The sequence below is a fragment of the Pseudomonas sp. Pseusp9 genome, from assembly GCF_059491265.1.
In genome coordinates, this window is record NZ_CP168500.1 from 1,116,794 (window position 1) to 1,130,533 (window position 13,740).

14 protein-coding genes are annotated in these 13,740 nt (G+C 60.1%); 2 read left to right on the forward strand and 12 right to left on the reverse strand.

Annotation, left to right across the window (positions count from 1 at the left end; all coding sequences use genetic code 11):
• Positions 1-7: 7 nt before the first annotated feature.
• The 3 genes from ACEN8E_RS04905 to ACEN8E_RS04915 are packed head-to-tail and all read right to left on the reverse strand — an operon-like array spanning position 8 to position 2,980.
• On the reverse strand, positions 8-898 hold the full coding sequence (locus ACEN8E_RS04905) for an alpha/beta hydrolase (protein ID WP_495591663.1): 891 nt from the start codon (positions 896-898) through the stop codon (positions 8-10).
• Entirely contained in the window at positions 895-2,289 is a 1,395-nt protein-coding gene (locus tag ACEN8E_RS04910; protein WP_495591664.1) for an aspartate aminotransferase family protein, read from the reverse strand. Before ACEN8E_RS04910 ends, ACEN8E_RS04905 begins: the two co-directional genes overlap by 4 nt.
• On the reverse strand, positions 2,282-2,980 hold the full coding sequence (locus ACEN8E_RS04915) for an MtnX-like HAD-IB family phosphatase (RefSeq protein ID WP_495591665.1): 699 nt from the start codon (positions 2,978-2,980) through the stop codon (positions 2,282-2,284). Before ACEN8E_RS04915 ends, ACEN8E_RS04910 begins: the two co-directional genes overlap by 8 nt.
• A 231-nt stretch (positions 2,981-3,211) precedes the next feature.
• Here ACEN8E_RS04915 and ACEN8E_RS04920 point away from each other — a divergent pair, with 231 nt between their 5' ends.
• A complete protein-coding gene (locus ACEN8E_RS04920) occupies positions 3,212-3,973 on the forward strand; it encodes a MipA/OmpV family protein (protein ID WP_495591666.1) in 762 nt (253 codons plus the stop codon).
• 17 nt (positions 3,974-3,990) lie between these two features.
• On the opposite strand, the gene aauR is transcribed toward ACEN8E_RS04920, so the two are convergent.
• From aauR to ACEN8E_RS04955, 7 genes are all read right to left on the reverse strand, one after another.
• Positions 3,991-5,319, reverse strand: coding sequence for a two-component response regulator AauR (gene aauR, locus ACEN8E_RS04925; RefSeq protein WP_495591667.1), 1,329 nt, complete (start codon positions 5,317-5,319; stop codon positions 3,991-3,993).
• The gene (gene aauS / locus ACEN8E_RS04930) at positions 5,316-7,217 is read right to left on the reverse strand and encodes a two-component sensor histidine kinase AauS (RefSeq protein WP_495591668.1); all 1,902 of its coding nucleotides are present in this window, start codon (positions 7,215-7,217) and stop codon (positions 5,316-5,318) included. Before aauS ends, aauR begins: the two co-directional genes overlap by 4 nt.
• Before the next feature lie 159 nt (positions 7,218-7,376).
• Positions 7,377-8,111 (reverse strand): amino acid ABC transporter ATP-binding protein, encoded by a 735-nt coding sequence (locus tag ACEN8E_RS04935; RefSeq protein WP_495591669.1) that lies wholly within the window; start codon positions 8,109-8,111, stop codon positions 7,377-7,379.
• Complete coding sequence (locus tag ACEN8E_RS04940) at positions 8,108-8,779, reverse strand: amino acid ABC transporter permease (protein ID WP_495593274.1); 672 nt, start codon at positions 8,777-8,779, stop codon at positions 8,108-8,110. Before ACEN8E_RS04940 ends, ACEN8E_RS04935 begins: the two co-directional genes overlap by 4 nt.
• Positions 8,779-9,525 (reverse strand): amino acid ABC transporter permease, encoded by a 747-nt coding sequence (locus tag ACEN8E_RS04945; RefSeq protein ID WP_111281261.1) that lies wholly within the window; start codon positions 9,523-9,525, stop codon positions 8,779-8,781. Before ACEN8E_RS04945 ends, ACEN8E_RS04940 begins: the two co-directional genes overlap by 1 nt.
• Before the next feature lie 194 nt (positions 9,526-9,719).
• Positions 9,720-10,634 carry a glutamate/aspartate ABC transporter substrate-binding protein gene (locus tag ACEN8E_RS04950; protein ID WP_495591670.1) on the reverse strand — a complete coding sequence of 305 codons (915 nt, stop codon included), beginning with the start codon at positions 10,632-10,634 and terminating at the stop codon, positions 9,720-9,722.
• Positions 10,635-10,911: 277 nt separating this feature from the next.
• A complete protein-coding gene (locus tag ACEN8E_RS04955) occupies positions 10,912-12,540 on the reverse strand; it encodes a glucan biosynthesis protein D (protein WP_495591671.1) in 1,629 nt (542 codons plus the stop codon).
• Between the two features lie 419 nt (positions 12,541-12,959).
• Between ACEN8E_RS04955 and ACEN8E_RS04960 the strand changes: the two genes are divergently transcribed.
• Complete coding sequence (locus tag ACEN8E_RS04960) at positions 12,960-13,145, forward strand: hypothetical protein (RefSeq protein WP_495591672.1); 186 nt, start codon at positions 12,960-12,962, stop codon at positions 13,143-13,145.
• Between the two features lie 37 nt (positions 13,146-13,182).
• On the opposite strand, the gene ACEN8E_RS04965 is transcribed toward ACEN8E_RS04960, so the two are convergent.
• Positions 13,183-13,473 (reverse strand): type II toxin-antitoxin system RelE/ParE family toxin, encoded by a 291-nt coding sequence (locus ACEN8E_RS04965; protein WP_495591673.1) that lies wholly within the window; start codon positions 13,471-13,473, stop codon positions 13,183-13,185.
• Positions 13,451-13,699, reverse strand: coding sequence for a CopG family ribbon-helix-helix protein (locus tag ACEN8E_RS04970; RefSeq protein WP_008021026.1), 249 nt, complete (start codon positions 13,697-13,699; stop codon positions 13,451-13,453). Before ACEN8E_RS04970 ends, ACEN8E_RS04965 begins: the two co-directional genes overlap by 23 nt.
• Between the last annotated feature and the right edge of the window lie 41 nt (positions 13,700-13,740).

Below are 13,740 nucleotides of genomic sequence, written 5' to 3' on the forward strand. Positions count from 1 at the left end.
CCTAGAGTTATGCCAGTTGCCGGTACACCGGGGGCGTCGGTAACAGCGTAGTTCGCTGCTGCATGAAACGACGCTGGATAAAGTCCGCGCTCAGCTCCACGACGCGCCGATATTGCAGGTCGACGGTAATCATGTGATAGCAGTCGTCGAGCAGGATCTTCACCACCGGGCCACCGAGTTTGCGCTCCACGTAGTCGGCGTTCCAGCGACTGGTGATGTCGTCTTCGCGTGAGTGCAACACCAGCGCCTGGGTGGTGATCTGCGGCATGCGTTTTTTCACCGCCGCCACCAGTCGGTGCAGTTCACGGACACTGACCCCGGACATGGTGAGCAACCCGGCATTGCCGCTATCGCCGGCCCGCATCTGCCGTTCGACGATGGCCCGCAAGCGTTCGTCCTTGATGCCATAGGGCGGTTTTTCGTTGAACCGGCACAGGTGCACGCCAAACGGGATCGACATCACCAGGCTGCTCAATTTCGCCACCCAGGGCATGTTCCAACCGTCGTAGCGCAGCGTCGTCGAGTACAGCAGCAAGCCTTCGATCTGCCCCGGGTGTTCCGCTGCCAGGTACATCGACAGCACCGCGCCCATGGACAATCCGCCGACGAACACATGGGCATGCTTGCGGCGCACGCCAACGAAGGTGTTGCGTGCGCTTTCGTACCAGTCGCGCCAACCGCTGGCTTGCAGGTCGGCGTTGTCGCCGCAGTGACCGGCCAGGGTCGGCACGTAAACCGTATGGCCGGCCTTGGCCAGGCCCATGGCCACCCGACGCAGTTCCGTCGGGGTGCCGGTCAGGCCGTGGATCAGCAGCACCGCAACCTCGCCACTGCCGAGAACGAACCCGGCAGTGCCTTCACCCATGTCGATACCATCGACTGGAACGGCGGCGTTCATCGTTTCATCGCCCGGGCGAGCAGGCGGTCGAGCAGGGCGATACCGAGGTCGATCTCCGGGTAGCTGATTTCCAGCGACGGTGCCAGGGTGATGACGTTCTTGTAGTAGCCGCCAACGTCGAGAATCAGGCCCAGGCGTCTGCCGTCGATTTCGATGTCGCCCTTCATGCCCTCTTCGACCATGAAGTCCAGGGTTGCCTTGTCCGGGGTAAAGCCATCCGCCGTGCAGATCTCGCAACGCAGGGCCAGGCCCAGGCCGTCGACGTCGCCGATGATCGGGTAGCGTTTCTGCAGGTCTTTCAGGCCCTCGAGGAAGTATTTGCCCTTGTTCATGACCATCGCGCCGTAATCGACTTCGCTGGTCATCTTGAACATTTCCAGGCCGACGGCGGTGCCCAACGGATTGGAGGCGAAGGTCGAGTGAGTGGAGCCCGGCGGGAAGACTTTCGGGTTGATCAGTTCTTCTTTCGCCCAGATGCCACCCAGCGGGTTGAGACCATTGGTCAAGGCTTTGCCGAAGACGATCACGTCCGGTTTGACGTCGAAGTGTTCGATCGACCACAACTTGCCGGTGCGGTAGAAGCCCATCTGGATTTCATCGACCACCATCAGGATGCCGTGCTGATCGAGCACATGCTTGAGTTCGCTGTAGAAGTTCATTGGCGGTATGACATAGCCGCCAGTGCCCTGGATCGGCTCGACGTAGAACGCGGCATATTCGCTCTGGCCGACTTTCGGATCCCAGACGCCGTTGTATTCGGTCTCGAACAGGCGGGCGAATTGTTGCACGCAATGGCTGCCGTACTCCTCCTTGGTCATGCCTTTGGGGCCGCGGAAGTGATACGGGAACGGAATGAAATTGGCGCGCTCGCCGAAGTGGCCGTAGCGGCGACGATAGCGGTAGCTGGAGGTGATCGACGAGGCACCGAGGGTGCGACCGTGGTAGCCGCCCTCGAACGCGAACATCAGGCTTTTGCCGTTGCTGGCGTTACGCACGACTTTCAGCGAGTCCTCGATGGACTGCGAACCACCAACGTTGAAATGCACACGACCGTCGAGACCGAATTTTTTCTTCGCGTCCACGGCAATCATTTCCGAGAGTTCGATCTTGCCTTTGTGCAGGTATTGGCTGGCGATCTGCGGCAGGGTGTCGATCTGCTGCTTCAGCGCGTTGTTCAGACGCGGGTTGGCGTAGCCGAAATTGACCGCCGAGTACCACATTTGCAGGTCCAGGTAGGCCTGGTCGCTGGTGTCCCAGACGTAGGAACCTTCGCAGCGGCTGAAAATGCGCGGCGGTTCGATGTAGTGAACGGTGTCGCCGTAGGAGCAATACCGCGCTTCTTTTTCCAGCAGGATTTGGTCTTCGGCAGTAGCGATTCGAATATCAGACATGGTGGAAGTATTCCTGTGTTTCGACGGTGAAAGAGGTAGCGCTGGCCGCGCCGGCAATCGGCAGCAGGGCCAGCAGGGCAGGGAGTTCGGCGAAGCTGTCGAAGCGTGCGTAGGCGATGCCATTTCGTTCGCAGTGCTCGGCGAGGCGATCCTTGGCGAACACGAAGTCGGCGGTGCCCGCCACGCACAGGTCGGACTGGCCGTCACCGATCACCAGCACGTGTTTGGTGCCGGGCGTGGATTTGCATTTGCAGTTGCCGGCCGCGGCGCGGCAGGCGTCGCTGGCATGGGGGAAGTCGATGCGCCAGCTGTCGTGATCGACCTGGCGCAAGCGGTTGGCAAGGATCGGCAACAGGCTGACGTAGTGGCGCGCCAGGATGCGTGCAATGCCCTGCTCGATGCCGTCGCTGACCACTTCAAGCGAGGCACCGAGGCCGATCACGTGGTCGACGAAGTCGGGGAAGTCCGGGTCGATGTCGATGCTGTCGAAGAACCCGAGCAGTTCGCCGGGCGATGCCTTGACCAGCGAGAGCTGGCGGCCGAGGCACTCGCGCGAACCGATGTCGCCCGCCAGCCACTCGTTTTCGATGGCTTCCCAACTCGGGTCGGCGAATCGCTGGAGGATGCCGTCGATCACGTCGGTGCGGGTGATGGTTCCGTCGAAGTCACACACGATATGCCAGTCATTCATCTGCTGTACCTTTCTTGGATCAAGCGAGTGCAGGTCGCGCTGCTTGCGCTGCCAAAGGGGTAGAGCAGGGACTGTGCCAAACCGGTTTGGCCCCGCAGGGCTGGGGTTCTGGCGGATTCAGATCGCGGTGAAGCTACGTTTTTTGTAGGTCGCTACAAACAACATGAGTGCTTGCACGGGGCGGGCAATCCGGGGATTGATGCGCGCAGATGCCGATAAGGAGCGAGCCTCATGTCGAGGATCACCATTGCGCTGTTGGCCGTGCTGGCCTGCCTTTCATTCGATGTTCACGCCGATGCGATCACCGGTAAGGCCGGCCTTGGCCTCAGCTATCAGCCCCATGATCCGAGTGGCAGCCGCTACGAAACCCGGCCTGTGCCTTACTTCGATCTGGATTGGGGCGATGTCAGCCTCGGCACCGACGATGGCCTGACCTGGAGCGCGTTCAAGGCTGACGGCTTCAGCGCGGGGCCGTTTGTCGGTTACCTGCCCGGGCGAACCGCCAACGGCACCCTGCGAGGCCTGCAGGATGTCCCGGACATGGGCGAGGTCGGCGCTTTTGTGCAGTACGCGCCAGCCGATTTCTGGCGAGTGTTCGCCTCCGTCGGTCAGGCGCTGGGCGGGGGCAGCGGACAGGGTGGCGTGTTGGGCCGGGTGGGCGGCGAGGTGGGCTATCCGCTGGGGGGCGGGGTGATCGGCAGCAGTAACCTGACCGCCCATTTTGTCGATGCCCGGCAGAACCGGACGTTCTTCGGAGTCAGTGCCGATGAATCGCAGGCCTCGGGTATTCGACCCTTCAACGCCAGTGGCGGGTTGCAGAATGTGGCATTGACCCAGAGCTTCGAAATGCCACTGGCCGGCCATTGGTCACTGCTGACCAGTGTCAGCTGGATTCACCTGACCGGTTCGGCGGCGGACAGCAGTCTCGTCAAGGAACTCGGCCACCCGGACCAGGGTGAAGTACAGGCGGCGATTGCCTACAAATTCAACTGAAGCGAGCGCAGGTTCGCTCAATGACTCAGACCGTATTTTTTCACTTTGTCGAACAGCGTGGTCTTGGCCATGCCCAGTTCCTGGCTGGCCTGGGTCAGGTTGCCGCCGCTGCGTTGCAAGGCATCGCTGAGCAAGTTGCGTTCGAACGCTTCCACTGCTTCGGCAAAGGCCAGGCCCTGACTGCCGCCGCCGACACCGGTTTTCTTGAACGCCGGCAAGCCCAGGGCAAAGCGCTCGGCAACGTTGCGCAGTTCACGCACGTTGCCCGGCCAGTCGTGGCTCATCAGGTTCGAAACGGTCTGGTTGTCCAGCTCCGGCGCGATGCGATCGAAGCGCAGGGACGACTGCTGCAGGAAGTGTTCGAACAGTTGCAGGATGTCCTCGCGGCGCTCACGCAGCGGCGGCAGTTCCAGGGTCACCACGTTGAGTCGGTAATACAGGTCGCTGCGGAATTCGCCGGCCTTGCTCGACTCGACGAGATCGGATTTGGTCGCCGCGATGACACGGCAATCCACTGCCACGCTCTGGTTCGAGCCGAGTCGTTCAAGCGTGCGTTCCTGCAACACCCGCAGCAGCTTGATCTGCAGGGGCAGGGGCATGCTTTCCACTTCGTCGAGGAACAGCGTGCCGCCGTCGGCGTGTTCGATCTTGCCGATCCGGCGTTTACCCGCGCCGGTAAAGGCGTTGGCCTCGTGGCCGAAGATTTCGCTTTCGAAGAGGTTCTCCGGCAGGCCGCCGCAGTTCAGGGCGACGAACTGCCGGGTGTGGCGCCGACTGAAATCATGCAGGCAGCGCGCAACCAGTTCCTTGCCGGTGCCAGTCTCGCCTTCGATCAGCACGTTGGCCGAGGTATCGGCGACGTTGGCGATCAGTTCCCGCAGGTTCTGCATGGCCGGCGAGCGTCCGATGATCCGCCCTTCGAGGGAGTCGCGCTCGGCCAGTTGCCGACGCAGCGACGATACCTCCCGCGCCAGGCTGCGTTGCTCCAGGGCGCGGCGGGCGACATCCACCAGTCGCTCGGGGGAGAACGGCTTTTCCATGAAGTCGTAGGCGCCTTTCTGCATCGCGCCGACGGCCATGGAGATGTCGCCATGCCCGGTGATCAGCACCACCGGCAGACTGCGGTCGCGGGCCTTGAGCCGGGTCAGCAATTCCAGACCATCGATGCCCGGCAGACGAATGTCGCTGACGACGATGCCGGCGAAGTTGTCGCCGACCCGCTCCAGGGCTTCTTCGGCGCTGCCCACGCCAATGCAGGGAATGTCTTCCAGGGTCAGCGCCTGTTGGCAGCCGAGCAGCACATGGGGGTCGTCTTCGACGATCAATACACTAAGGTCGTTGTTCATATTGGCTCGGCGGGAGTGGGGCTTACCAACGGTAAACTGAGGACGAATGCGGTGCCACCGCTGGACGGGTGCTCGACACCCAGGTGACCGCCGGTGGCGGCGGCCAGGCTGGCGGAAAGGGTCAGGCCAAGGCCCAGGCCCTGTTCGCCGGGTTTGGTGGTGAAGAAGGGTTCGAACAGGTGCTTGCGCGCTTCGGCGTCAATGCCGTGGCCGTTGTCACGCACGCGCAACCGGTATTTGCCTTCGGACACTTCGCCTTCGAGCCACAACTCCGGCAGCGGCTGCGCTTGCATCGCATCCAGGGCGTTGCCGATGAGGTTGACCAGAATCTGCTCCAGGCGGGTCTGGTCGATTTGCACCTGCACATCGCTGAAGTCGCGGTGCAATTGCAGCTGAATGTTTTCCACCCGGCCGCCGAGCAATTGCAAGGCCGCGTCCACTGCTTTGCCGAGACAGGCCTGGCCTTTGTCATCCCCGCGCCGGGCGAACGAGCGCAGGCTGGCGGTGATCCTGCCCATGCGGTCGATCAGTTCGTTGATGGTCTTGAGGTTGGTGCTGGCCACGTCGAGCTGGCCGCGTTCGAGGAAGCGCACGGTATTGCCGGACAAGGTGCGCAGCGCCGCCAGCGGCTGGTTCAGTTCGTGGGCGATGCTGGTGGACATCTGGCCGATGGCCGCGAGCTTTCCGGCCTGTACCAGTTCATCCTGGGCGCGGCGCAAGGTCTCTTCGGCGTGCCGGCGCTCGCGGATCTGCCCCTTGAGCCGCTCGTTGCTGGCGCGCAGGTCGGTGGTGCGTTCGGTAATCCGACGCTCCAGTTGACTGTTGGCTTCCTGCAAGGCTTCCCGGGCCGCGAGGCGGGTGGCAATCACCTTGCGCCGCTCGTTCCAGGCGATCAGCAGGAACGCCAGGAGAGCAAACGCCACGGCCACCAGAATTCCCTGGTTGATCGCTTCGCGGCGCAAGTCCTGCAGCGGCGTGAGCAGGGTGAAATTCCACGGTGTGTCGCTCAAGTTGCGGGTTTGTGCCAGATAGCTGATGTTTTCTTCGTCGGCAGCCAGTTCACTGTTGGCCGGAAAAGTCAGTTTCTCCACGCCTTCGGACAGGGTTTCCCGGGCCAGCGGTTGCAGTTCGTTAAGCGGGAACCAGTAGTACTGCAGGCTGCGGGCGAGTTTTTCCTTGGTTTCTTCGCTCAGCGGCACCACCGACTTCAAACGCCGGGCCGGATCGCTGGACAGAATGATGATGCCGTTCTCGTCGCTGACGAAGGCTTCCAGGCGTGCCCGCTGCCAGCGCTCTTCCATGGCCTCCAGGCGTACCTTGACCACCGCGACGCCGATGATCTTGCCGTGTTCTTCCAGGCCGTGGGCCAGGTAGTAACCGGGTTCGCCGTTGGTACTGCCGATGCCATAGAAGCGCCCCGGCTGACCCCGTATGGCGTTCTGGAAATAAGCACGGAAGGACAGGTCTTCACCCAGGTAACTGTCGAAGTCGCGCCAGTTGCTGGTGGCCATGACGCGGCCGGTGGTGTCCATCACATAGATGGCCCGACTGCGGCTGCGCCGGTTCAGGCCTTCGAGGTAATCGTTGACCGTTTGCCGGTGTTCCGGGGTCGGGTCGGCCAGCAACTGCGAAACGCTGGTTTCGAGCTCCAGCAGGCTGGGCAGGTAGGTGTATTTGCTGATTTCGCTTTCGACGGCACGGGCGTGCAGTTCCAGCTGACGCTGGCCGTTCTCGCCAAGGCTGCGGATGCCATAGTGTTCACTGATCCAGAAGCCGATATAGCCCAGGCCGATCATCATGGCGATGATCAGTGGTGGCAGGAACAGGTGACGAATCAGACGGGGTTTCACGGCAAGTGATGGCGACGTGTCGCGATGGGGATTGGGGTCGCATTTCATCACAGATGCCTTGGGTCAACCAGCGTTTGCCCGCCTCCCTGTAGGAGCGAGCCTGCTCGCGATGGTCTTCAACGATGACGCGTTCATCCTGGATGTACGCGGTGTCTTTGAATTCATCGCGAGCAGGCTCGCTCCTACAGGGGGAGGGGCGTACAGCTTTTAGTGCTGCAGAATCTTGTTGAGGAAGTGCTGTGTACGCTCGGCACGGTGGTTGATGTCGCCGAAGAATTCCTCTTTCGGGCAGTCTTCGATGATCTTGCCGGCGTCCATGAAAATAACGCGGTCGGCCACTTTACGGGCGAAGCCCATTTCGTGGGTCACGCACATCATGGTCATGCCTTCGTGGGCCAGTTGCACCATCACGTCGAGCACTTCGTTGACCATTTCCGGGTCCAGCGCCGAGGTCGGTTCGTCGAACAGCATGACGATCGGGTCCATCGCCAGCGCACGGGCAATCGCCACACGCTGCTGCTGGCCGCCGGACAGTTGGCCAGGGTGCTTGTGGGCGTGGGCCGAAAGACCGACGCGCTCGAGCAGTTGCAGACCTTTTTTGGTGGCTTCTTCCTTGCTGCGGCCCAGTACCTTGATCTGCGCGATGGTCAGGTTTTCGGTGATGGTCAGGTGCGGGAACAGCTCGAAGTGCTGGAACACCATGCCCACGCGCGAACGCAGTTTCGGCAGGTTGGTCTTCGGGTCGGCGATGGAGGTGCCGTCGACCACGATGTCGCCTTTCTGGAACGGTTCCAGTGCATTGACGCACTTGATCAGGGTCGATTTACCGGAACCGGATGGCCCGCATACCACGATCACTTCGCCTTTTTTGACCTCGGTGCTGCAATCAGTCAGTACCTGGAAGTCCCCATACCACTTGTTGATGCTTTTGATAGAGATCATACGGCGAACCTTTTTTGCAGACGCTTGACCAGCTGCGAGGCGGCAAAGCTGATGATGAAGTACACGAGACCGGCGAAGACCAGGAACTCATTGGAGCGGCCAATGATGTCGCCACTGGCGCGCGAAGCATTGAGGAAGTCCACCAGGCCGACGGCGTAGACCAGCGAGGTGTCCTGAAACAGGATGATGCTCTGTTGCAGCAACAGCGGCGTCATCTTGCGGAACGCTTGCGGCAGGATGATCAGGCGCATCATCTGGCCGTAAGTCATGCCCAGTGCCTGGGCAGCGCCCATCTGGCCCTTGGGAATCGACTGCACACCGGCGCGGACGATTTCGCAGAAGTACGCCGCTTCGAACATCATGAACGCCACGATGCACGAGGCGAATGCGCCGATCGGCGTGTCTTCGCCAGTGATCCAGCGCAGCACGAACGGCACCGCCAGGTAGAACCAGGTGATCACCAGCAGCAACGGGATCGAGCGGAAGTAGTTGACGTAGGCGCCGGCCAGGTTCGACAGCAGTTTGTTGTGCGACAGACGGCACAGCGCCAGTATCGTGCCGAGGATGATCCCGCCGACCACGCCCATGGCCATCAGCTTGAGGGTCATGATCATGCCGTTCCACAGGCCCGGCAGGGACGGGATGATGCCCGAGAAGTCGAATTCCATCATTTACCCCCTACGGAAATCAGGCCAGGTACAGCGACTTTCTTCTCGACCAGGCGCATCAGCAACATCAGGCTCATGTTCAGGGTGAAGTAGATCAGCGTTGCCAGGGTAAAGGCTTCGAACAGGTTGGCGGAGAACTCGGCGGTCTGTTTGGTCTGCGCGAGCAGTTCCATCAAGCCGATCAGCGAAGCCACGGAGGTGTTCTTGAACACGTTCAAAAATTCCGAGGTAAGCGGCGGAATGATGATCCGGTAGGCCTGGGGCAGCAGCACGTTCCAGTAGATCTGCGGCAGCTTGAAACCCATGGCGCGGGCCGCGGATTCCTGGCCTTTGGGCAGGGCCTGGATACCGGTGCGCACCTGTTCGCAAACCCGGGCTGTGGTGAACAGGCCCAGGCACACGACGACGCTGAGGAAGGCCGAAGTGGTCGGGTTCAGGTCCTGCTTGTACCACTCTTGCAGGTCGGCAGGCAGCAGATCGGGTACCAGGAAGTACCAGATGAACAGCTGAACCAGCAGCGGCACGTTACGGAAAAGTTCGACGTAGCAGGTGGCGATGCCCGATACGATGCGATTCGGCACGGTGCGCATGACGCCCAGGATCGAGCCCAGTGTCAGGGCGATGATCCAGGCCGCGATCGCTATACCGATGGTCCAGGCCAGACCGGACACGTACCAGTCGAAATAGGTCTCGCTGCCCACGCCGGTGGACTTGAAGAACACGCCCCAGTCCCAGTTGTAATTCATTAGGGTCTCCCCTCAGTCAATCGATGTACAAGTGCCCGCTTGGGGGAAGCTCCGTTCCCGCCTGATCTTTACGATCAGGCACACGCCCCCGGCTCGACAGCCACCGGTTCGAGTGTTTCCAAAAAATGCCAGCAGGAAGTGACCACCTCCTGAAAGGGCCAGGGCCCTCTCAGGAGATAAGGTTAGTCAGAAAATCAGGACTTCTTGTCGTCAGCCGCTTTGTCGGTCGGATTGGCGATCAGGGCCTTGAGTTCGTCGCTCATCGGGAAGTTCAGGTTCAGGCCTTTTGGCGGGATTGGCTGCATGAACCATTTGTCGTAGATCTTGTTGATCTCGCCCGAAGCGTAGGTGGCCTTGATGGCGTCATCCACGGCCTTTTTGAACGGCTCATCGCCTTTGCGCACCATGCAGCCGTAGATTTCGAAAGACTGTGGAGTGCCGGTTACAGCCCAGTCTTTCGCGTTCTTGGCCTTGGCCGCTTCACCCGCCAGCAGGGCGTCATCCATCATGAAAGCGACGGCACGGCCGGTTTCCAGCATCTGGAAGGACTCGCCATGGTCCTTGGCGGAGATGACGTTCATGCCCATCTGCTTGTCGGCATTCATCGACTTCAGGATGCGCTCGGACGTGGTACCTGCGGTGGTCACGACGTTCTTGCCGGCCAGATCCGGGAAGTCCTTGTACTTGGAGTCAGCCTTGGACAGCAGGCGAGTACCGATTTCGAAGATGCCGACAGAGAAGTCAACTTGCTGCTGACGCTCGACGTTGTTGGTGGTGGAGCCGCACTCGAGGTCCACGGTGCCGTTCTGCACCAGCGGGATGCGGGTTTGCGAGGTCACCAGGTTGTATTTGACCTGGAGATTCGGCATGTCGAGGTCTTTTTTCAGGGCTTCAACGACTTTCAGCTGAATGTCGTGGGAGTAGCCGACCGGTTTGCCGGAAGCGTCGGCAATGTAGGAGAACGGAATGGAAGCGTCGCGATGGCCCAGGGTGATGACACCGGACTCTTTGATCTTCTTCAGGGTGCCGGTCAGTTCGGCGGCGAAAACTGGCGTGCTGATCAGAGCGGCAGCAATGGCTGCGCCCAGGATGTGGGGAACGATGCGCATCAAATTTTCCTCGACATTGTTTTTTTTATGGAGCCAGTTCATCGGCCCTTTTGTGCTGCAAAACACCTGAGCGCTACTGAGCGTTGGCGCTAAGGACATTCGTCGAAGAAGTGTAGAGCATGACTCGTGCCAGACCAGTCTGAATTAATCAAAGTATTGATTTATAAGGGAATTAAATATTTTTTGCGCTGAAATTTCAGTGGTGTGATCCGGTTAACCGAACCGACCGTCAGGTCGCGTTCGGAAAACCGAATGGTGGCGGGGTGCTACCCGGCCATCAGGGGTATTTGCGCTTGTCCGGTGCTGGCGGGAAGTACTGGTACAACCAGGTCTCACTCAGCGTACGGTCGTTGGTGCGGATGAACAGGCGCAGCTCGACAGGATCAGTGCTGTCATTGGTCGGGTACCAGTCAAACAGGATGCGGTAGCCCTTGATGTCATCCAGCTTGAGTACGCTGAAATCCTTGACCTCGCCGTTCGAGCAAGTGACCACCGGCTCGATGCCCGCGCCTTCGGGCAAGCGGTCCAGACCACCGCCGGTGAAGTCCACGGCGAAACGACGGGCCCAGACTGGCGGGTAATGCTCGCCCGGTGCCCAGCCTTCGGTGAAGCCTCCCATCCCGGAACGGGTGGCATTGACCCGCGCCAGCGGCGTGCCGACCGGTGGCAATGCACTCCAGTAGAGCTTGTAGCCGTAGTTCAACGAATCGCCGGCAGCCACCGGTTTCTTCGGTGTCCAGAAGGCGACGATGTTGTCCATGGTTTCGCCCGTGGTGGGGATTTCCAGCAGGTCGACCGAGCCTTCGCCCCATGCGGTGGTCGGCTCGACCCACAGGCTCGGGCGACGGCTGTACCAGTCGACGGTGTCCTGATAGCTGGCGAACTCGTGGTCGGTCTGCACCAGGCCGAAACCTTTCGGATCCTTGTCAGCGAAGGCGTTGAATTGCAGGGTCGCCGGGTTGTTCAGCGGGCGACAGATCCACTCGCCGTTGCCGCGCCACATGGCCAGGCGATCGGAGTCATGGATTTGCGGGTGAATGGTGTCGCACATCCGGCGTTCGTGGGTACCGCAGCTGAACATGCTGGTCATTGGCGCAATGCCCAGCTGGTCGATGGCTGTGCGTGCGTTGATGTGGGCGTCGATTTCCATCACCACGCGCTCGGCCTGGCAGTCGATATCGAAGCGGTAGGCACCGGTGGCGCTCGGCGAATCGAGCAGGGCGTAAACCACGAAGCGGGTGCTGTCCTTGTCCGGCGTCTCGAACCAGAACTTGGTGAAGTCGGGGAATTCTTCACGTTTTTTGGCGTAGGTATCGATGGCCAGGCCCCGGGCCGACAGGCCGTACTGCCCAGTGGCGTCCACCGCACGGAAGTAACTGGCGCCAAGGAAAGACACGACATCGTGCTTGTCCAGTTCCGGGGCCTTGAACAACTTGAAGCCGGAGAAACCCAGGTCGCCCTTGAGCTGTGCGGTGTCGACCGTGGTGTTTTCATAGTTGAACAGCGACGGGCGGAAATGCACTTCACGCGCCTGGCGGGTCTTGGGGTCGACGCTGTACATGCGCACCGGCTGCTTGAACCCCATGCCGACGTGGAAAAACTGCACATCCAGCTGACCGTTCAGGTCATTCCACAACGAGTGGTTGGCGTCGTAGCGGATCGCGTTGAAGTTCTGCGGCGTCATGCTCGCCAGGGTCGGCGGCAACTGTTGCTTGGTGTCCTGGTAGCGATTGCTGGCGAGCTGTCTGGCCTGGATTTTCAGTGCTTCGAAGTCGAACGCGGTGGCCTCGCCATCAGCGGTACCGGCGTTGGCGGCCCAGGCCTGGGCGGCCAACAGGCCCGTGGCGGACAAGCCGGTGTAGGCGGCAATGGCCATGGAGGCTTTGAGCAAGTTCCTGCGGTGCATAAATACAACCTGTCGTGAACAATCCCGCGCCGTTCCTGGCACGTGCTGGATCAGAAATATCGGTTCGGACATGCCTTCGGCCAAACGCAACGGACTTTGAAACAGATGCCGGATAGCTTAAACCGTTCGATTGCCGAGCAAAATTGATTGATAGCACTGCGCCGCCTCGGCAATGAAACAAGTCATGTCGGGAAACAATTCCGACAGTGGTTTCTGAATTAAAGGGTATTTCTGCCTTTTTCGACTAATTACTCTAAAAACCTCTTTTCAGCGCCCGGATTATTTCTATTCTGTGTGCATGACCGGTCTATGCCCGAAAGGCCGGTGCGGTTCAGTCGGCACGTTGCGGCTGCTGAAAAGGGGGAGGGCGATGCGGTTTTTTTTTGCAGTTTTCTTTGACGTTCAGAAGGACATCGTCCATGTCGAAAGTACAGAACATCGCCGAGCTGTTGGGAATCTTTCCGTGTCTGGCCTTGGGGCGACGAAGACGCCGGCTCAATAGCGAGGAAATCAAGCTGGTGGAGCGCTATCGGGAACTGTCGGAGAGCGACAGGATTGCGATGCGGTATCTGGTGGATGCGATGAGGAGTGTTTCGCGGTTTTGAACAATGGGGCATTCCCGTCTGGCTGGGATGCCCTCATCTACCAATCCCTGGAGTGCTCGGATCGCTGATGCAAAACGCGCAAAACCTGTACCTGGCCTTGGGCGAATCGGTAAGGAACGATATAGGGATAACGGCCAAGCACCAACTCTCGGACATCGGGCATGCCTGAAGGCCTGCCCGAGCCGGGAAACTGTTCCAACAGTTCAAAGGATTGCAAAATCGTGGAAATGATTTCGAGAGCGGTTTGTGCGCCAACTACCTTTCGGTAGTGCTCGTGGATGGTATCGAGATCGCTATCGGCTTTTTCAGTCAGTACTACGCTCGGCACGTTTTGCCCACTTAGCCTTCACGGCATCCAGATCGGTGAGTTTCCCCGCGTCGGCATCGGCGATGCCTTCACTGATGGCTTGCAGATGCCAGGACTCGGCTTCCACATATCGAACCAATGCACGCTTGAGGTGGTACTGACGATCTCTGTCGGTGGCCGCAGCCAGTAAATCCAGCTGCTGTGCCAGTTGTTCTTCGACGCGAAAAGACAAAACGGGTGAGGCCATGATGGCTCTCCAAATGTGTATACGCTGTAAACAACGTAAAC